Annotated in this window: 17 protein-coding genes; 10 read left to right on the plus strand and 7 right to left on the minus strand. The window is 62.3% G+C overall.

Translation table 11 applies throughout. The annotated features are described in order from the left end of the window. Positions 1-104: 104 nt before the first annotated feature. Both TK06_RS10245 and TK06_RS10250 read right to left on the minus strand, forming a co-directional pair. Positions 105-539 carry a GNAT family N-acetyltransferase gene (locus tag TK06_RS10245; RefSeq protein WP_063321969.1) on the minus strand — a complete coding sequence of 145 codons (435 nt, stop codon included), beginning with the start codon at positions 537-539 and terminating at the stop codon, positions 105-107. Between the two features lie 7 nt (positions 540-546). Beyond that, positions 547-1,308 carry a carbon-nitrogen hydrolase family protein gene (locus TK06_RS10250; RefSeq protein WP_063321970.1) on the minus strand — a complete coding sequence of 254 codons (762 nt, stop codon included), beginning with the start codon at positions 1,306-1,308 and terminating at the stop codon, positions 547-549. A 613-nt stretch (positions 1,309-1,921) separates the two neighbouring features. Here TK06_RS10250 and TK06_RS10255 point away from each other — a divergent pair. Next, positions 1,922-2,992 carry a 3-deoxy-7-phosphoheptulonate synthase gene (locus tag TK06_RS10255; RefSeq protein WP_063321971.1) on the plus strand — a complete coding sequence of 357 codons (1,071 nt, stop codon included), beginning with the start codon at positions 1,922-1,924 and terminating at the stop codon, positions 2,990-2,992. Positions 2,993-3,057: 65 nt separating this feature from the next. On the opposite strand, the gene TK06_RS10260 is transcribed toward TK06_RS10255, so the two are convergent. Beyond that, positions 3,058-4,119, minus strand: a complete 1,062-nt coding sequence (locus TK06_RS10260; protein WP_238992619.1) for a hypothetical protein — start codon at positions 4,117-4,119, stop codon at positions 3,058-3,060. A gap of 323 nt (positions 4,120-4,442) precedes the next feature. On the opposite strand from TK06_RS10260, the gene TK06_RS10265 reads away from it, so the two are divergent. The 6 genes from TK06_RS10265 (at position 4,443) to TK06_RS10290 (ending at position 11,365) form a co-directional block, all read left to right on the plus strand. Beyond that, entirely contained in the window at positions 4,443-5,312 is an 870-nt protein-coding gene (locus TK06_RS10265; RefSeq protein WP_063321973.1) for an esterase/lipase family protein, read from the plus strand. A 77-nt stretch (positions 5,313-5,389) separates the two neighbouring features. Beyond that, positions 5,390-5,689 (plus strand): peptidylprolyl isomerase, encoded by a 300-nt coding sequence (locus tag TK06_RS10270; RefSeq protein WP_275261157.1) that lies wholly within the window; start codon positions 5,390-5,392, stop codon positions 5,687-5,689. 126 nt (positions 5,690-5,815) lie between these two features. Then, a complete protein-coding gene (locus TK06_RS10275) occupies positions 5,816-7,684 on the plus strand; it encodes an extracellular solute-binding protein (RefSeq protein ID WP_063321974.1) in 1,869 nt (622 codons plus the stop codon). After that, positions 7,684-8,742: a microcin C ABC transporter permease YejB gene (locus TK06_RS10280; protein WP_063321975.1), complete on the plus strand. Its 1,059-nt coding sequence runs from the start codon at positions 7,684-7,686 to the stop codon at positions 8,740-8,742. The genes TK06_RS10275 and TK06_RS10280 overlap by 1 nt, the downstream gene beginning before the upstream one ends. Continuing rightward, a complete protein-coding gene (locus TK06_RS10285) occupies positions 8,742-9,764 on the plus strand; it encodes an ABC transporter permease (protein ID WP_063321976.1) in 1,023 nt (340 codons plus the stop codon). Before TK06_RS10280 ends, TK06_RS10285 begins: the two co-directional genes overlap by 1 nt. A 26-nt stretch (positions 9,765-9,790) precedes the next feature. Next, entirely contained in the window at positions 9,791-11,365 is a 1,575-nt protein-coding gene (locus TK06_RS10290; protein ID WP_063325129.1) for an ABC transporter ATP-binding protein, read from the plus strand. A gap of 5 nt (positions 11,366-11,370) precedes the next feature. Here TK06_RS10290 and TK06_RS10295 read toward each other — a convergent pair whose 3' ends face one another. From TK06_RS10295 to TK06_RS10310, 4 genes are all read right to left on the minus strand, one after another. Beyond that, positions 11,371-12,234, minus strand: coding sequence for a class I SAM-dependent methyltransferase (locus tag TK06_RS10295; protein ID WP_063321977.1), 864 nt, complete (start codon positions 12,232-12,234; stop codon positions 11,371-11,373). Between the two features lie 67 nt (positions 12,235-12,301). Continuing rightward, a complete protein-coding gene (locus TK06_RS10300; RefSeq protein WP_063321978.1) occupies positions 12,302-13,147 on the minus strand; it encodes an alpha/beta fold hydrolase in 846 nt (281 codons plus the stop codon). A gap of 169 nt (positions 13,148-13,316) precedes the next feature. Then, entirely contained in the window at positions 13,317-13,694 is a 378-nt protein-coding gene (locus TK06_RS10305; RefSeq protein ID WP_063321979.1) for an antibiotic biosynthesis monooxygenase family protein, read from the minus strand. A gap of 56 nt (positions 13,695-13,750) precedes the next feature. After that, the gene (locus tag TK06_RS10310; protein ID WP_063321980.1) at positions 13,751-14,644 is read right to left on the minus strand and encodes an NAD(P)/FAD-dependent oxidoreductase; all 894 of its coding nucleotides are present in this window, start codon (positions 14,642-14,644) and stop codon (positions 13,751-13,753) included. Between the two features lie 105 nt (positions 14,645-14,749). Here TK06_RS10310 and TK06_RS10315 point away from each other — a divergent pair, with 105 nt between their 5' ends. From TK06_RS10315 to TK06_RS10325, 3 genes are all read left to right on the plus strand, one after another. Then, positions 14,750-15,409, plus strand: coding sequence for a TetR/AcrR family transcriptional regulator (locus TK06_RS10315; protein ID WP_063321981.1), 660 nt, complete (start codon positions 14,750-14,752; stop codon positions 15,407-15,409). Then, positions 15,409-16,824 carry a sigma-54 interaction domain-containing protein gene (locus TK06_RS10320; RefSeq protein ID WP_063321982.1) on the plus strand — a complete coding sequence of 472 codons (1,416 nt, stop codon included), beginning with the start codon at positions 15,409-15,411 and terminating at the stop codon, positions 16,822-16,824. Before TK06_RS10315 ends, TK06_RS10320 begins: the two co-directional genes overlap by 1 nt. Before the next feature lie 302 nt (positions 16,825-17,126). After that, positions 17,127-18,518, plus strand: coding sequence for a GntP family permease (locus TK06_RS10325; RefSeq protein ID WP_063321983.1), 1,392 nt, complete (start codon positions 17,127-17,129; stop codon positions 18,516-18,518). The last annotated feature ends 4 nt before the right edge of the window (positions 18,519-18,522 follow it).

Genomic DNA, 18,522 nt, shown 5'->3' on the forward strand with positions numbered 1-18,522 from the left:
TATTTGGGTTGCACAACACCTTAGCAAAAAGCATCCGGCAGACCTAGCGCAAAGGGACAGATAAAAGTTACAACGCATCTTTAATCGGCACGACATCCGAGGCGTCAAGCACCGATGTCTCGCTGCATCCTCAGGAAACACTCGTCCTCGCCCACGACACGCAGGCCCATGCGTTCGTACAACGCCCTGGCCGGATTGTCCTTGAACACCGTCAGGCGCAGCGCCGGGCGCCGCTCCAGCACCACCAGGTCCCAAACCTGTCCGATCGTCCAGGTACCGGCGCCCTGCCCGCGGAACGCCTCGTTTACCTGCAGCTCACGGATATACAGCGCCCGGGCATCACGACTGAGGCTGACAAAGCCCAGTGCCTGGCCTTCACGACTGATTATCCAGTTCTGGCGAATGATCCAGGCCAGGTCGAACGCTTCGTCCTGCCAGAGCAAATCATGCCTGAGGTAATAAGGAAGCATGTTGTCGCAGGTCAGTTGCCGGGCGAAGTCGATGTCCCCGTTCGTTGCAGCACGCCACTCGAAGCTCATGAAGACCTCATTGAAGCGCTGTCACCGGCACGACTTGCCCGGCCCAGCCGTTGACGTCGCGGCGGGCAATCACCAACAGCTCGCCCGTACCCGGCGCCGCCGCGAGCAGCGAACCGTCCGGGCCCCAGATGGCACTGCGGCCAGCCGACTCCCAGCCTCCGGTGACGCCGCCATGGTTAGCCATCAGCACGGTCATGGCATGCTGCCGGGCATAGCCTTGCAGCAACGTCGTATCGGGCACGTAGCCACCCTCGGTGATCAACACCCCTGCTGCATAGAGCGTAGCGCCCTGCCCGGCTGCCGCAGCCGCATGACTGGCATGGGAAAAATCGGCACACACCGCCAGCGCGATGCGATCCGGCCCCATTGTCAGCGTCGAGCCACCGTGACCCGGGGCAAAGGCAACTTCTTCCCCAGGGTGCAGATGCTGCTTGCTGTAGACCCCGAGGGAGCCGTCGGCACCGAGGACCAACGCGCCGATCAACACCGGAGCGTCGGCCGACAGCCGAATGGGCATGCCCACCACGGCGGTCAGGCCGAGCGCTTGCGCCAGGTCACGCAGCGGTTGCAGTACGGCATCCTCCGGCAGGATCGCCAGCTCCGCAGCCAGGCTGCGTTCGTAGCCGGTGAGCGACAGTTCAGGGAATACCAGCAACTGCACCTGCTGCTCAGCGGCAGCCTGCATGAAACGCTGATGACACGCGAGGTTGGCGCGAAGGTCCCCCGCGACGGAAATCGACTGGGCGGCGGCGAAGACTGGAGCGGTCATGGGTCATCCCTGGGAGGCGTTGCAAACCTGAAGTTTGTCATAAAGCCCAGCGGACTCAAGCCAGGGCGAACAATTGCATGCCCTCGATAGAATTTTCTGATTGAACCGCCGCCCTGCCCTCTAGTAAGCTCAGGGCCATTCATCGGAGACAGACCATGTTCAACGCCCTCTCACCGCTACACACCACCAGCGCCCTGCGCTCGGTTGCGGCTGCCCGGGCGAACAGCGTTCAAACTCCGGTCAGCTTTTATTTTGGGTATTGGTTTAGCCACTGGCGCGCCTGATACCCAACCGGCGCCCACTTTAAACGGGTCGCCTTCCAGAGTTTTCCAAACCCCCGGTCGGCCTCCCGACCGGGGGTTTTGTTTTTCCGGCCCCACACATTTGCAACACCAGACAACTTGAGGATTGAGCCATGAACTACGCCACTTATTACCGTTACGACAGTTTTTCCGCCTGGCGATTTACCAGCCACCGCTCGGGACAGCCTGCCGCCTCCGATCGGTCACCTACCGGTGGCAAGCCTCAATTGCGGGCCCATACGGCCAATTGTCGAACACCCCACTAGGACCGGCGCGGGAACGAACCCGCTGCCCGTCCAGGAAGCCAGATCATGAATTCGTCCGTCTCTGCTTTGCCGCTGTCCACGCTCAACCCTGCCAACGAAGCCCTGACCCTGCGTCTGCCAAGCTCGTTGCAACTCAAGCATCAATTGCCGCTCAGCACCGCGTTGAGCCACCAAGTGAGCGTCCATCGCCAGGCCATCCGCGCGATCCTCAACGGTGAAGACGCCCGCCTGCTGGTCATCGTCGGCCCCTGCTCGATCCATGACCCCAAATCCGCCCTCGAATATGCCACCAACCTGGCTCGCGTAGCCCACGAAGTGAGCGACAGCATGCTCTTGGTCATGCGCGCCTACGTGGAAAAGCCCCGCACGACTGTGGGTTGGAAAGGCCTGGCCTACGATCCCGGCCTGGATGGCAGCGACGACATGGCCGCCGGCCTGACCTTGTCCCGGGAGTTGATGCGCGAAATGCTGCAACTGGGCCTGCCCGTCGCCACCGAACTGTTGCAACCCATGGCCGCCAGTTACTTCGATGACCTGCTCAGTTGGGTCGCCATCGGCGCACGCACCACCGAATCGCAGATCCATCGGGAAATGGCCAGTGGCCTGGGCATGCCCGTGGGGTTCAAGAACGGCACCGACGGCGGGGTCGGCATCGCCTGCGATGCCATGCGTTCTGCCGCCCATCCCCATCGGCATTTCGGCGTAGACAGCCAGGGGCATCCGGCGATCATCCAGACGCCGGGCAACCCCGACACTCACCTGGTGCTGCGCGGTGGTCATCGCGGGCCGAACTACGACCAACAGAGCGTCACGCAGATACACCACGACCTGACCCGCCTCAAGATACCGGCCCGGATCATGGTGGACTGCAGCCACGCCAACAGCGGCAAAGACCCGTTGCGCCAGCCACAGGTGTTCAATGACGTGTTGGAACAACGCCTGCAAGGCAACCGCGCCCTGATCGGCATGATGCTCGAAAGCCATCTGTTCGAAGGCTGCCAACCGCTGGGCCCATCGATGCGCTACGGCGTCTCGGTGACCGACGGCTGCCTGGGCTGGGAGTCCACCGAACGGCTGCTGCGCGAAGCCCATCGCAAGCTGCAATTGCCAGCCTGAGCCCCGAACGCGCCGTCCCCTGGAGCCAGGGGCGGCGCTCCCACAGAGGTTGTGCCGGGCTTCGCTCAGCCTGGCGCGCTGGAACGCACCTGGACCGTCACCCACTCGGAGCGCTGGCTGACATCATCCAGACGCTCGACCTGATAGAACACGCCCACCGACCTGTCGCCTTGATCCTGCCAATACACCGCAGGAATCAAAAAAGCGAGCGGTTGGCCTGCCGTGGCCTCGGTGATTTCGCGTTCACGCACATACGACGAGTTTCCGTTGCACTGCAACCAGACCAGCTCGCCCGCCTCAAGCCCGGGATCATCGATAACAATCGTCACCCCTTCTTGCAAATCGTCGACATCCAGCCACCCGTCGTTCATCTCCCGAATCCTAGGCGCCTTCAACGCAGGACGCAGCAGAGGACCGATGTGCAACGACAAGGGCTCGGCTCGGCGCACCGAATGTCCACGCCTGACGACATAGGCCAAGGCCAGGTCGTGTCCTACATGGGGAGCGATCAGCGAATGATCGATCCAGAGCGACAGCTCACGACCGACAGCATGGGCTTCTATCTCCAGCACATCGCGCCAAAGCGCGTTGGAGTCCTTGCTGGCCGTCAGGATCAATCGATCGCCGACCGCCATCCTGGCGTAGGGCCGAATCGTCACCCACGTTCCATCCGGCACCCGACTTGGATCAAGGCTCCCACCGACCGCATCGTTGGCAACGGCAGGCAGCAGTCGCGGCGATACATCGCCGATGTCCAGTTGCAGGTGTTGCGAAACCAGGATGGCCGGCAACTGTTTACCCGTCACCTGGTAGGAGAGCGCCAGCGAGCCACCGTCCAACTCGGCGATGTGCGGTTCGCGCACGACGAACACGACGTCGCGCCCTACTTGCCGCTCCGTGACGAACCCGGCCACTTCATGTCGATAAGGCTCTCCCTCGTTGTTGAGCCCATGCCAACGCAGCAGCACCTCATCCCCGCACGCCATCATGGGATAAGGCTTGACGGTAACGACGGCCTTGCGCCAAGCGGGGTCGATCACCCCGTCCCTGGCCGCTGCCAGGATCGGTGGCGGCAGCCTTGCTCCTGAAGTTGAACGGGATCGTTGAAGAGAGGGGTAAGTGATCATGTGCAGGCTCCAGTCCTTGGATGAAGGCACCGTTTGCATAACGGCGCTCGATGGAGCCATTAAAACCTGCTCGCGCCAAACGCACAGCCAGACAAGACGACAACGGCGGTGGTCCCTGGCGCTCAAAGCTGTAGCTGCGAACGACTCCGGTTATAGGAGACCTCCTACACCTTTAGCCAGCGCCGGGCTATTTCCCATTCTTCCCACTTTTTCTATTCCGGTTTCCCCGCGTCAGCGCGGTTTCTTCCTACACCGTCCCTTACAGGCCTGGATTAGAGTGAAGTCGCAAATTCATCGTGAACCTCTTCGAAAAAGGTACGAACATGCAACGGAATGCAACCACTCAATTCCCCATCCTGTTGGTCCATGGGTTGTTCGGGTTTGACAAGATCGGCGGCTTCGAACTTTTCCATGGCATCAAACAAGCCCTACGCGCCGGCGGTGCCCGGGTGTTCATCCCACATCTGTCGGCCTCCCATTGCAACGAGGCCAGGGGCGAACAACTACTGGCGCAAATCGATCGGGTCCTGGCTGGCACCGGTGCCGCTCGGGTCAACCTGATCGGCCACAGCCAGGGCGCACTGGCCGCCCGGTATGCCGCTGCGCTGGCACCCGACAAAGTTGCCTCGGTCACGTCGGTCAGCGGCCCCAACCATGGTTCCGAACTGGCCGACTTCCTGCGCAAGGCCCTGACCCCCGGACGTTTGCCAGGGCATGTGGCAAGAGGCGTCGCCACACTGTTCGTCGATTTCATCTCGCGGCTTGACGGGCAGGCGCAGCTATCGCCCAGCGCCGTCGCGGCGCTGGCAACGTTGACCACAGAGGCCGTGGGCGCCTTCAACGACAAATACCCCCAAGGCCTGCCGAAGAACTGGGGCGGGAACGGCCCGGACCGGGTCAATGGCGTGCGCTACTACTCATGGAGCGGTACGTTGCGCGAGGCTACGGGGGAAGCATCGGAGCCTTTGCAGGGTTTCTGCCGCGCCTTCTCCGACTACTTCATCACCGAAGCCGAGCAGAACGACGGCCTGGTCGGACGCTTCAGTTCGCACCTGGGCAAGGTCATTCGCTCCGACTATCCAATGGACCATATGGAGGCCATCAGCCCAGGAGTCGGCACATCACGCAAGGGTACAGCCCCCACAGAGCTTTACCTGCGCCACGCCGAACGCCTGCGCAAAGCCGGCCTTTGATCGTCCGGTTCAAGGTTTTGACGCAATTTTGACAACAACCGTTCAATGAATCCGGTAGGCTCAACACCTTTAAAAATATCGAAAGGAATGACCCCATGGCCAAAGCCACTGCCCGCCACATCCTGGTTTCCACCGAAGACAAGTGCAACGAACTCAAGGCCCAGATCGAAGCCGGCGCCGATTTCGCCGAAGTCGCCAAGGCCAACTCCTCGTGCCCATCCAGCCGTCAAGGCGGCGACCTGGGTTCGTTCGGTCCGGGCCAGATGGTCAAGGAATTCGACACCGTGGTCTTCAGCGCCCCTATCAACGTGGTCCAGGGCCCGGTCAAGACCCAGTTCGGCTATCACCTGCTGGAAGTGACCAGTCGCCAGGACTGATCCCGATTTATCGACATGACGGCCCGCCCTTCGGTGGGCCGTTGTGTTTGGGTCACACGGGGCTGGCGATCCACGCGCCGCTCGCGTACAAATCGTGTCATCGATCACCCGGCTTTAAGGCTGACAATGCGACTGGCGTTCCCTTCCCTGCTATTGACTGCCGTGGTCCTGCTGACAGGCGCCGTCGGCGTCGATGCGGCACCGCAACATGCCCTGACCGTCTATGGCGAACCGGCCAAGTATGCCGAAGGTTTCGGCCACTTCGCCTACACCAATCCCCAGGCCCCCAAAGGCGGGACTCTGCGCCGCTCGGCCGTCGAGATCGGCCACTTCGACCACATCCTGCCCTATATCGACAAAGGCATCGGCGTCAGCCAGATCGACGGGATGCTCTACTCGCCACTGGCCCAGCGCTCGCTGGATGAGCCCTATACCGTCTATGGCCTGGTGGCGCAGAAAATGGAGCGGGCCGACGATGGCCTGTCGCTGCGCTTCTACCTGAACCCCAAGGCCCGCTTCGCCGATGGCAAGCCCATCACCGCCCAGGACGTGCGCTACAGCTTCGAGCTGTTGATGACCCAAGGCAGCCTGCGCTATCGCACCCAGTTCGCAGCGGTCAAGGACGTCGTGGTCGAGGACGAACGCACCGTGCGCTTCAACTTCAAGAACAACGAAAGCCGTACCCTGCCCCTGGACATCGCCACCTTGCCGGTCTTTCCCGAACATTGGTGGAAGACCCGCGATTTCGCTAACGGCGGCGGCTACGAGCCCCCGCTGGGCAGTGGCCCCTACCGGGTCAGCAAAGTCGATTCCGGGCGCAGCATTACGTTCGAACGTAATGCCGATTGGTGGGGCAAGGATCTGCCGGTCAGTCGCGGCCTCTACAATTTCGACCATTTCAGCATCGAGTATTTTGGCGACACCGATGTGGCCCGCCAGGTGCTGCGCGGTGGCGCCTATGACTACAATCGCGAGTTCTCCGCCACCGGCTATGCCATCGGCTATGACAGCCCGGCCCTGCACGACGGTCGCCTGCAAAAGGCTCACCTGGCCACCCAGGCGCCCCAGACCGCCCAGGGTTTCGTCTTCAACCTGCAGAAACCGCAGTTCCAGGACCGTCGTGTGCGCCAGGCGCTGGCGATGCTCTGGGATTTCGAATGGAGCAATCGCCAGATGATGCGCAACGTCTATGTGCGTCAGCAGAGTTACTTTTCCAACACTGACCTCGCCGCTCGAGAACTGCCCGATGCCGGCGAACTGGCGATCCTAGAGCCGTTGCGCGGACAGATTCCCGACGAAGTCTTCACCCAAGTCTTCCAGGCTCCGAAAACCGACGGCAGTGGCGTGATCCGCGACAAACAACTGCAAGCCCTGGTGCTGCTGGAACAGGCCGGCTGGAAACCGGACGGCGACCGCCTGGTGAATGCCGAGGGCGAGCCGCTGAGCTTCACCTTCCTGAACAGCCAGAACGGTATCGACCGCCTGCTGCTGCCCTACAAACGTACCCTGGCGCAAATCGGCATCGACATGAGCATTCGCCGCATCGACGCCTCCCAGTACGTCAATCGCCTGATGAGTCGCGACTACGACATGATCATCACCGGCTACCCCGTCAGCACCTCGCCGGGCATGGAACTCTACAATTACTTCGGTTCGGCGGCCGCCAATGATCCAGGGGCCAACAACTACATGGCCTTGAAGGACCCGGCGGTGGACGCGCTGATCGACGGCTTGGTCAAGGCCAGCACCCAAGCCGACATGCTCCGCCACGCCCACGCCCTGGACCGGGTGCTGCAATGGAATTACTACTGGATTCCCAACTATTACCCGCCGGGCAGCTCGACCGTGTGGTGGAACCGCTTCGGCATCCCGAAAGTACAGGCCAGCAATGACGAAGCCATCGAGAGCTGGTGGGAAGTGAGCCCCACACCCTTGACCAACGAGCAGATGCGCGCCGAACTCATCAAGCGTGGCACACCCGGAGGGCGGCATTGATGTGGGCTTATATTGCGCGGCGCCTGCTGCTGATCATCCCCACGCTGGTGATTATCCTGCTGGTGAACTTCGTCATCGTGCAGGCCGCACCCGGCGGGCCGGTGGAACAGGCCATCGCCCACCTGCAAGGCATCGGCGGCGCCAGCGTCGGCGGTTCCAGCAATACCATGACCAACAGTTCCCGCGCCAGTCGCGGCCTGGATCCGCAACTGATCAAGGACATCGAGAAACAATACGGCTTCGATAAACCGGCCCACGAACGTCTGTGGCTGATGCTCAGCAGCTATGCCCGCCTCGACTTCGGAAAGAGTTTCTTCCGCGGCGCCACGGTTACCGACCTGATCCTGGAAAAGATGCCAGTGACCATTTCCCTTGGGCTCTGGGCAACATTGATCACCTATCTGGTGTCGATCCCCCTGGGCATCCGCAAGGCGGTGCATCACGGCTCGGCATTCGATGTGTGGAGCAGCACGGCGATCATCATTGGCTACGCGATGCCGGCGTTCCTCTTCGCGATGTTCCTGATCGTGGTGTTTGCCGGCGGTACGTCGTTGAACTGGTTTCCGGTGCGCGGGCTGGTGTCGGATAACTTCGAGTCGCTGTCGACACTGGGCAAGATCGCCGACTACTTCTGGCACTTGGTGCTGCCGGTCACGTCGCTGGTGATCGGCGGCTTCGCCACCCTGACGATCCTGACCAAGAACTCGTTCCTCAATGAAATCACCCGCCAGTACGTGGTCACCGCGCGAGCCAAGGGCATGAGCGAACGCCGGGTGCTGTACGGCCACGTGTTCCGCAACGCGATGCTGCTGGTGGTATCGGGTATTCCCCAGGCGTTCATCAGCGTGTTCTTCGCCGGTTCCCTGCTGATCGAGGTGATTTTTTCCCTCGACGGCCTGGGACGCATGAGCTACGAGGCCGCCGTCTCCCGGGATTATCCGGTGGTGTTCGGCTCCTTGTTCATCTTTACGCTGTTCGGCCTGCTGATCAAACTCGTCGGCGACCTCTGCTACACCCTGGTGGACCCGCGCATCGACTTCGCGGCGAGGAACGCCTGATGTTCAAGTTTTCCCCCTTGGGCCGTCGGCGCTTCGAACGTTTCAAGAAAAATCGTCGGGGCTGGTGGTCGCTGTGGCTGTTCATCGGCCTGTTCATCCTGACCCTGGGCGGCGAACTGATCGCCAATGACAAGCCGCTGGTGGTGAGCTACCAGGGCTCGCTGTATTTCCCGGTGTTCAAACGCCATACCGAACAGGAATTTGGTGGGCAGCTGCCGTTCCAGGCCGACTACCGCAGCAGCTACGTGCAGAACCTGATCCACAAGGACGGCGGCTGGCTGTGGTTCCCACCGATCCCGTTCAGCGACGATACACCCAATTACGACCTCAACCAGCCGGCCCCGAGCCCACCCTCGACCGTGAACTGGCTGGGCACCGATGACCAATCTCGGGACGTGCTGGCCCGGGTGATCTTCGGTGCGCGAGTGTCTATCCTGTTCGCCCTGGCACTGACCGCCATCAGCACGCTGATCGGTATCGCCGCCGGTGCGTTGCAGGGGTATTACGGTGGTTGGGTGGATTTGCTCGGGCAACGCTTGCTGGAAGTCTGGTCCGGGCTTCCGGTGCTCTACCTGTTGATCATCCTGTCCGGCTTCGTGGAACCGAACTTCTGGTGGCTGCTGGGGATCATGGCGCTGTTTTCCTGGCTGGCCCTGGTGGACGTGGTCCGTGCCGAGTTCCTGCGCGGGCGCAACCTGGAATACGTCAAGGCGGCCAGGGCCCTGGGGCTCAGTGATCGCAAGGTGATCATGCGGCATATTCTGCCCAACGCGATGAACGCCACCCTGAGTTACTTGCCCTTCATCCTCACCGGGGCGATCTCGACCCTCACCGCTCTGGATTTCCTCGGCTTCGGCATGCCGGCCGGCAGCGCGTCGCTGGGGGAACTGATCGCCCAAGGCAAGCAAAACCTGCAAGCGCCGTGGCTGGGGTTGACGGCATTTTTCACCCTGGCCCTGATTCTTTCCCTGTTGGTGTTTATCGGCGAGGCGTTGCGAGACGCGTTCGACCCACGCTCTTGAAAACAGCCATGAAGCGAAACCTTGAGATGAGCGACAACCTAATCGAAATCCGCGACTTGAGCGTGGCCTTCAACGACCAGACGGTGGTGCGCAACCTGTGCCTGGACATCCGCCCCGGCGAGTGCCTGGCCCTCGTGGGCGAGTCCGGCTCGGGCAAGTCGGTGACCGCCCATTCGATCCTGCAATTGCTGCCCGAGAATGAAGCCCATACCAGCGGCAGCATTCGCTATCGCGGCCAGGAGCTGGTGGGGGCCGACACCCAGGCTCTGCGGGAGCTGCGCGGCAATCGCATCGCGATGATCTTCCAGGAGCCAATGACTTCGCTGAACCCGCTGCACAGCGTCGAAAAGCAGATCGGCGAAACGCTGATGCTGCACAAGGGCCTGGGGGGCAAAGCCGCGCGCCAGCGGATTCTGGAGCTGCTGACCCTGGTTGGCATTCAAAACCCTGTCGAGCGACTCAAGGCCTATCCGCATCAACTGTCCGGCGGTCAGCGACAGCGGGTCATCATCGCCATGGCCCTGGCCTGCGAGCCGGAACTGTTGATCGCCGACGAACCGACCACCGCGCTGGACGTGACCGTGCAGCGCAAGATCCTGCTGCTGCTCAAGTCCTTGCAGCAACGGCTCGGCATGTCCTTGCTGCTGATCAGTCACGACCTCAATCTGGTGCGCAGCATTGCCCAACGGGTGTGTGTGATGAAGGCCGGGGAAATCGTCGAGCAGGCGCCGTGCGAAACCCTGTTCAGCGCACCGAAACATCCCTACAGCTGCGAGCTGCTGCACGCCGAACCGGAAGGCGAGGCCCTGCCCCGGGACGACCGCGAGGAGGTGTTGCAAGTGCAAGACCTGCGCGTGAGTTTTCCCCTGAGCGGCGGGCTGTTCCGGCGCAAGGAATACTTGCGCGCCGTGGACGGTATCAGCCTGAGCATCCAGCGCGGCAAGACCCTGGGCATCGTCGGCGAATCCGGCTCCGGTAAGTCCACCCTCGGCCAGGCGATCCTGCGCCTGATCGAGTCCGAAGGCAGCATCCGTTTCCAGGGCCAGGCCCTCGATCATCTGTCGCAAAAAGCCCTGCGACCGTGGCGCAAGCAGATGCAGGTGGTGTTCCAGGACCCGTTCGGCAGCCTCAGCCCGCGCATGTCAGTGCAGCAGATCATCAGCGAGGGCCTGGAGGTCCACCAGCCTTCCAGCCCCGAACAGTGTGAAGCCCGAGTGATCCAGGCCCTCAAGGAGGTCGGCCTCGACCCTGCGACCCGTCATCGCTACCCCCACGAGTTCTCCGGCGGCCAGCGCCAGCGCATCGCCATTGCCCGGGCCCTGGTGCTCAAGCCAGCGTTGATTTTGCTGGACGAACCCACCTCGGCACTGGATCGCACCGTGCAGAAACAAGTCGTCGCCCTGCTCCGTCAGCTCCAGCAGAAGTACGACTTGACCTACCTGTTCATCAGCCACGACCTGGCGGTGGTCCGCGCCCTGGCCCACGACATGATCGTGATCAAGGACGGCAAAGTGGTCGAGCAAGGCGCCAGTCATGACGTGTTCGACTCACCCCAGCATCCCTATACCAAGGAGTTGTTGGCGGCGGCGCATCCGGGGTAATCCTGTCAGCTTGCAGGATTGCGTGCCGTGACGATCCACGCCGCGCCGTCGATCATCACCGACCGCTCACCAGGGAGGCCCGCGAAGGCGGCACGAACCGCGGCCCAGGCGCGGGCGCGGATGTCGTCGGACTGATCAGCTAACACAAGCGACAGCGGGCCGCCCTCGAACGCCATCTTCACCGCGTCGTCGATCGCCGCGTCCCGCGTCCCGCCCTCGCCGAACGGGATGGCAGCATCGAAGGGCGTGAGAGCGATATCGGTGAAGCCGGCCGCCGTCAGGATGCGTGTCACCCGCCCCCGGTCGCCGAACGAGAACGGACCGGGTGCTTCGGGACCGGGCGGCGCGGGTAGCGGGACGATGTCCTTGATCGCGCCCATCGGCAGGCGTAGCCAATCGTTCTCGGCCACGCCGCGCCAGCAGACGAAAGCGACCCTCCCGCCGGGCCGGAGCGCGCGTCGCATATGGGTGAAGGCCCCTGTGGGATCGTCGAAGAACATGACTCCGAAGCGCGAGAACAGGATGTCGAACGCCCCCTCGGGCAGCTCGGCGCTGCTGGCGTCGGCTACCCGGAACTGGGCCGGCGTATCCTGTGGCGCCAGTGCGCGCGCTCGGCCGATCAGCGGTTCGGATATGTCCACGCCCAGCACATGGCCGCCCGCACCGACGCGGCCAGCCAGTTCCAGACTCGACGCGCCCGCGCCGCAGCCGACGTCCAGCACGCGTTCGCCCATGGCGGGCGCGGCGGCTTCGATCGCGGCCTGGCCGAATACCGCAAACATGGCGTCGAGCCGGGCCTGGTTGGCGGCCCAGTACTCACCGCTTTGGCCATTCCAGTCGGCGACCTGATAGGCTTTTTGCTCTGTCATGACATCTCCTCGTTTTGATTCGTTCTTAACCAGCATCCCTTTGATCGAGGCAAGGGGGGAAAGGACGCTACTTGGCCCATGCCGCGATCCGTTCCGCGATCGCCTCAGGGGCTTCGATGTGCAGGAAGTGACCGACGCCGGGGACGACCTCCATCGCGTGCGGGGCGGCGAACCGATGTCGGTCGTCGACCTGCGCGGGGAGGATGCAGCCGTCGTTGGCACCGTGAAGCTGCAACAGGGGCACCGTGATCGGCTGAGACATGCGGCGCGTCGCACCAATCATGCCGGGGCGCAGCATCGCCCGGTAATACTTTAGGGGCGCGGGCATGCTCTTGCGCAGATGCTCGTGTAGCTCCGCCTTGAGAGCGGGATCGAGCGAGAAGCCGGGCGACCACTGACGCCAGAGGCGGTCGATGAAGGCAAGATCGCGGGCGGTGGCGATCCAGCCGCTTCCAGGCAGTTGAAAGAGCCCCATGTACGAGCTCCGGCGCAGTTGAGCGGGGTGCGTCAGCCGGCTCATGAACGTGAGTGGATGAGGGATTGCGAGCGCGACCGCGCGTTCGATCCGCTCCGGCGCGGTGACGCAGGCGTCATAGGTGATCAGGGCGCCCCAGTCGTGACCAATCAACTCCACGGCTCGCCCCGGAGACCAGCGGTCGATCAGCGCGAGCACGTCGCTGGTGAGGGCTGCGAAGTCGAACGGACCCGCGGTCGGGGACGGTGAGTAACCGCGAAGCCAGGGTGCGATGACGTGACGGCCACGACGGCCGAGCTCGGCAAGGAAGGGCTTCGCGGTCGGCGGATGATCCGGGAAACCGTGCAAGACGATCGTCGGTTGACCATCGGGATCCCCCCCCTTCAGCGCATGAAAGGTGCCGTGTGGCAGGTCGAAAGTGACGTGTTCAAACTCCATCTGTTTCAGCCTTTTTTCAAGAGTGGTCGGGCGAGAATGCTGATGCTGGCTTCGGTTTTTCTGGTCTTGGACATGTGCGCCTTCATGCTCATCTCCAATCTGTGCTCTCAAGCCGGCATCGACTGCTGGGCGAAAGTACCCGCCATCGCGCCTTGCCATATTTCTGGAGTCAGGCCGTGCAAAAGCCGGGGACGGCAACCTTCTGGAACAAATGCGGGGTGGCGACGACGGATGGCGGATAGGCCGAAACCTTCGCGACGAATTCGGGACGAGCGAAGGCATCGCGCAGCGTCTCGGTGGACTCCCACACCACATAGTTCAGGAACGTCGGGCTGTCACCGATCGCTCGGTGCAATTGGGTGGAGATGAAGCCCGGCTGCTTCTTCAGGGTTTCGCCAGCCGCCTTGAAGGCGTCCAGGAAGCCCGCTTCGTCGGCGGAACCGACCGTGAATATGTTGATAAGTACGATTGGCGCGGCCGAGATGCCGAGTTGGCGCTCAAGCGGGAATTTATCGTCTAGCGGCTTGAATTTCTTCAGGACTTCCATGGTGGCACTCGCTTCTGTTGTGAAATTGAAATTGGCGTGATCGATGCTGCTTGCTCTCAAACCAGCATCGACTGCTGGGCGGAGATGCCCGCCGTCGCGCCTTGCCATGATGCCGTGGTGACCGAGGGCATTGCGGGGTTGGCGAGGTCGCCGGCGGCGTAGATGCCGGGCACGCTGGTTTCGCGGCGCTCGTCGACCTTGAGGACGATGCCCTGGGGCGTATCGACCGTGGCGAGACCCAGCGATTCATGCAGGCGTGCGGACGGCTTGTTGCGCGGATGCGCGAACAGGATGTCGACCGCGACAGAGGGGCCGGCGTCGAGCCTGACGGTGGCGTTATGGCTCTCGTCATGGTCGATTTCGGTGACCCGGCCATCGACGACAGGGATGCCACGGCGCGCCAGATCGGCCCGGATATCGGGTGAAATGTCGTGACCATTGGCGAAGACCGTCAACGTGTCAGTCCAATCGTGGTACAGCCTGACGTAGTTGTGCGACATTGGGCCGGACCAGACGAGGCCCCAATGCCGACCGGCAACTTCAAAGCCGTCGCAATAGGGGCAAGGCACGATGGAGGAGCCCCAGCCTTCGGTAAAGCCGGAAAGTTCAGGCATCTGGTCGACGACGCCATAGCTCAGGATCAGACGGCGCGCCCTGAGGGTTTCGCCCTCGCTCGTGAGGACGGAGAAATCGTCGATGGCGCCGGAGATGCTCTCGGCCCGGGCATTGACCAGCTGGATCGTGGGATAGCGTGCCAACTGCTGCCGCGCCTCGGCCAGGATCTCCAGCGGTGGCTTGTGGTCGTGGCCGAGCAGGCCATGGGAGTGGTCGGCGAAGCGATTGCGCGGCAGGCCGGTATCGAGAACGGTGACCTTGCGGCGGGCACGGCCGAGTTGCAGGGCGGCGGCAAGCCCGGCAAAGCTACCGCCGATGATGATGACGTCATTCATGTTGATGGGCTCCGTACTGTGGAGGGAGGAGATTGGTTTGTACTTTAAGATACTTTGAAGTACCATAATTCAAGAATTAGAATACTGTCAAGTACTGGAATTTTTATGACCGAAAACAGCCAGGCCCGTCGCGGCCGGCCCGCCAACGAGGCGCTTGGCCAAACTATAGTCGACGCTGCGGGCGAACTTTTTGTGGAGTTGGGTTTTCAAGCGACGACCATGGACAAGGTCGCCCAGCGGGCGAAGATCTCCAAGCTCAGCATCTATCGGCACTTCGAGAACAAGGAGGCGCTGTTCAGTGCGGCCATCGCGGCCCACTGCCATCAATTTGCACCGCAGGCCCTTATTGAAGGCGTCGGCGGTTCGGCGGCAGATCAGCTCATGGCGGTGGGAACATCCCTGCTTCGCACCTTGTTGAGCGCGGACGTGCGCAGTGTCGAAGCCATGATCATGGCCGACAAGACCAATCAAAAGTCGTTAAGCAAGCGCCAATACGAAGCCGGCCCCGCCTATGTCATCGCCCAGATCGAGGCGCTGTTGGGTCAGTTGCACGCGAAGGCGGTCCTGAACGTGCCCGACCCCCTGGGATCCGCCCGCTTGTTTGCCGCGCTTTTCAAAGGATCCGATCTCCTGATAATCGCGCGCTTCGATGAGGCCAGAGCAGAGGACGACAACGAAATCGAATCCTATTGCCGGTCGGCCGTCGCCATGTTCATCGCCGCGCACGGTGGCGACGACAAACCCCCTCTCTCTGGAAATGCCTGATGAACCCCACCGAAAGCCTCAAGGATTACAAGCGCGTGCGCACGCTGGCGATCCGTTCGCTGTTCGAGATCATCGAGCAGTCCAGCGAAGGCACGGTGATTGTCGACCGCGATGCGAACATCGTCTGGATGAACGAACGCTATGCCCGCCGTTTCGGCCTGAACTCGGCGCAGGAAGCCATCGGTCGGGCGTGCGAGAGCGTGATTCCCAGCAGCCTGTTACGCGAAGTGGTGCGCACCGGGCGCCCGATCCTGCTGGACATGCAGGACACGCCCAAGGAACCCCTCGTGGTGATGCGCCTGCCGATCCACGACAGCGCGGGTGCGGTGATCGGTGCCATCGGCTTTGCCTTGTTCGATGAGTTGCGCAGCCTGTCGCCGATGCTCAAGCGCTACCTGAGCATGCAGGAAGAACTGGCCTCCACCCGCTCGCTGCTGCGGGCGCGGCAGACCAAGTACAACTTTGCCCATTTCATTGGCACCAGCAACGCCGGCCTTGAGGTCAAGCGTCGTGCCCGGCGCAGCGCCAGCGCCGATTCGCCGGTGCTGCTGCTCGGCGAAACCGGCACCGGCAAGGAACTGCTGGCCCAGGCCATCCACAGTGCTTCGCCGCGGGCGCACAAGGCGTTCGTCAGCATCAACAGCGCGGCGATTCCTGAATCGCTGCTGGAAGCCGAATTCTTCGGCACCGCGCCAGGGGCGTTTACCGGGGCCGACCGCAAGGGCCGCGCCGGTAAACTGCAGATCGCCCAGGGCGGTACGCTGTTCCTCGACGAGATCGGCGACATGCCACTGCCGCTGCAAAGCAAGCTGCTGCGGGTGCTTCAGGAAAAGGAATACGAACCGGTGGGTTCCAACGAGGTGCTGCAAAGCGACGTGCGGGTGATCGCCGCCACCTCCATGGACCTGGAGGCGGCGATCAAGCGCGGAGAGTTTCGCGCCGACCTGTATTACCGCCTCAACGTGCTGCCGATCCACGTTCCGCCCTTGCGTGAACGCCTGGATGATTTGCCGGCCCTGAGCGAAGCGATCCTGGAAGAGTTGCGCAGCCAGCACGAACTGAACCCCACCGCCCTCGCCCTGCTATGCCAACACGCCTGGCCGGGCAACATCCGCGAACTGCGCAACGTGCTGGAACGCGCCGCGTTGCTCAGCGACGACCTGGTGCTCACGGCGGCGGACATCCGCGCGGCTATCGGGACGTTCATACCGGTAACCCGCCCGGCAAGTCCGAGCCTGGAACCGTTGCCGCAAGAAACTTTCAGCCAGGCCCGGGCACGCTTCGACCGACAGTTGATCGAAACCACTCTCGCGCAATGCGGGGGCAAAGTGGTTGAAGCGGCCGAGCGGTTGGGGTTGGGGAGGTCGACCTTGTACAAAAAGATGGTGGCGCTAGGGATTGCGGACTCTCAATAGAGAGACTTCATTCTCAAAATATAGACTTGTGGTTTTGGAGCGCTTCGCACTCATCGCGAGCAAGCTCGCTCCCACAGGGATAGGAGTTCCTCTGAAGTACGCGGTCAACTGTGGGAGCGAGCTTGCTCGCGATGAGGTCCTGCACACTCCAAAAAATTCTCGAAACAGAGACATGCCTCTCATTCGCGCCCTACAACCTCAATTAATTTCCTTATATTTCAGCCGGTTACACACCTGGCACAAAACTCGCTAACGCCCTCCCCACAGCTTCATCACAACAATAACAATCCAGGAGACACACCATGAGTGTGATCATTGCCTTGGCAGCCCTCGCGCTGCTGATGGTCGCCGCCTACCGTGGCTACAGCGTTATCCTCTTTGCCCCCATCGCCGCCCTCGGTGCCGTCCTGCTCACCGACCCGTCTGCCGTCGCCCCCGCCTTCACCGGGGTGTTCATGGAGAAAATGGTCGGCTTCATCAAACTGTATTTCCCGGTGTTCCTGCTCGGCGCGGTGTTTGGCAAGCTGATCGAGCTGTCGGGGTTCTCCCGCTCCATCGTCGCCGCGGCGATTCGTCTGTTGGGTACGCGCCAGGCCATGTTGGTGATCGTGCTGGTCTGCGCCCTGCTGACCTATGGCGGCGTGTCGCTGTTCGTGGTGGTGTTCGCGGTCTACCCGTTTGCCGCCGAGATGTTCCGCCAGAGTAATATTCCCAAGCGCTTGATCCCGGCCACCATTGCCCTGGGTGCGTTCTCGTTCACCATGGACGCCCTGCCCGGCACGCCGCAGATCCAGAACATCATTCCCAGCACGTTCTTCAACACCACCGCCTGGGCCGCACCTTGGCTGGGTGTGATCGGTACGATCTTCGTGTTCAGCCTCGGCATGCTGTTCCTGCAGCGCCAGCGCAACAAGGCCCAGCGTGTGGGCGAAGGCTACGGCACCGAACTGCGCAACGAACCGGAAACCGCCGAAGACATCAAGCTGCCGAACCCTTGGATCGCCGTTTCGCCACTGCTGGCGGTGGGCATCATGAACCTGCTGTTCACCCAGTGGATCCCACAGTGGTACGGCAAGACCCACAGCCTGGCGCTGCCGGGCATGGCGACGCCAGTGACCAGCGACATCGCCAAGCTCACCGCGATCTGGGCAGTGCAGGCGGCGTTGCTGGTGGGCATCATCATGGTCCTGATATTCGGTTTCCGGGCCATTCGCAGCAAGCTGGCCGAAGGCAGCAAGAGCGCCGTGGGCGGTGCATTGCTGGCGGCAATGAACACCGCTTCGGAATACGGTTTCGGCGCGGTCATCGCCTCCTTACCGGGCTTCCTGGTACTGGCCGACTGGCTCAAGAGCATTCCCAACCCACTGGTCAACGAAGCGGTGACCGTCACGCTGCTGGCGGGCATCACCGGTTCCGCCTCGGGCGGCATGAGCATCGCTTTGGCGGCGATGTCGGAAAGTTTCATCAGCGCCGCCCACGCCGCCAACATTCCCCTGGAAGTGCTGCACCGGGTAGCCGCCATGGCCAGCGGCGGCATGGACACCCTGCCCCACAACGGCGCGGTGATTACTCTGCTGGCGGTGACCGGGCTGACCCACCGCGAAGCCTACAAAGACATTTTCTGCATTACGCTGATCAAGACCCTCGCGGTGTTCTTCGTGATCGCTGTGTTCTACGCCACTGGCATTGTGTGAGGTT

It is taken from the genome of Pseudomonas fluorescens, from assembly GCF_001623525.1.
Lineage (GTDB): Bacteria > Pseudomonadota > Gammaproteobacteria > Pseudomonadales > Pseudomonadaceae > Aquipseudomonas > Aquipseudomonas fluorescens_Q.

Coding starts and splice junctions, on each gene's coding strand:
- TK06_RS10275 (WP_063321974.1), top strand. CDS start 5,816: ATGCGACTGGCGTTCCCTTCCCTGCTATTGACTGCCGTGGTCCTGCTG.
- TK06_RS10315 (WP_063321981.1), top strand. CDS start 14,750: ATGACCGAAAACAGCCAGGCCCGTCGCGGCCGGCCCGCCAACGAGGCG.
- TK06_RS10285 (WP_063321976.1), top strand. CDS start 8,742: ATGTTCAAGTTTTCCCCCTTGGGCCGTCGGCGCTTCGAACGTTTCAAG.
- TK06_RS10310 (WP_063321980.1), bottom strand. CDS start 14,644: ATGAATGACGTCATCATCATCGGCGGTAGCTTTGCCGGGCTTGCCGCC.
- TK06_RS10255 (WP_063321971.1), top strand. CDS start 1,922: ATGAATTCGTCCGTCTCTGCTTTGCCGCTGTCCACGCTCAACCCTGCC.
- TK06_RS10245 (WP_063321969.1), bottom strand. CDS start 539: ATGAGCTTCGAGTGGCGTGCTGCAACGAACGGGGACATCGACTTCGCC.
- TK06_RS10295 (WP_063321977.1), bottom strand. CDS start 12,234: ATGACAGAGCAAAAAGCCTATCAGGTCGCCGACTGGAATGGCCAAAGC.
- TK06_RS10300 (WP_063321978.1), bottom strand. CDS start 13,147: ATGGAGTTTGAACACGTCACTTTCGACCTGCCACACGGCACCTTTCAT.
- TK06_RS10265 (WP_063321973.1), top strand. CDS start 4,443: ATGCAACGGAATGCAACCACTCAATTCCCCATCCTGTTGGTCCATGGG.
- TK06_RS10320 (WP_063321982.1), top strand. CDS start 15,409: ATGAACCCCACCGAAAGCCTCAAGGATTACAAGCGCGTGCGCACGCTG.
- TK06_RS10280 (WP_063321975.1), top strand. CDS start 7,684: ATGTGGGCTTATATTGCGCGGCGCCTGCTGCTGATCATCCCCACGCTG.
- TK06_RS10290 (WP_063325129.1), top strand. CDS start 9,791: ATGAGCGACAACCTAATCGAAATCCGCGACTTGAGCGTGGCCTTCAAC.
- TK06_RS10260 (WP_238992619.1), bottom strand. CDS start 4,119: ATGATCACTTACCCCTCTCTTCAACGATCCCGTTCAACTTCAGGAGCA.
- TK06_RS10250 (WP_063321970.1), bottom strand. CDS start 1,308: ATGACCGCTCCAGTCTTCGCCGCCGCCCAGTCGATTTCCGTCGCGGGG.
- TK06_RS10305 (WP_063321979.1), bottom strand. CDS start 13,694: ATGGAAGTCCTGAAGAAATTCAAGCCGCTAGACGATAAATTCCCGCTT.
- TK06_RS10325 (WP_063321983.1), top strand. CDS start 17,127: ATGAGTGTGATCATTGCCTTGGCAGCCCTCGCGCTGCTGATGGTCGCC.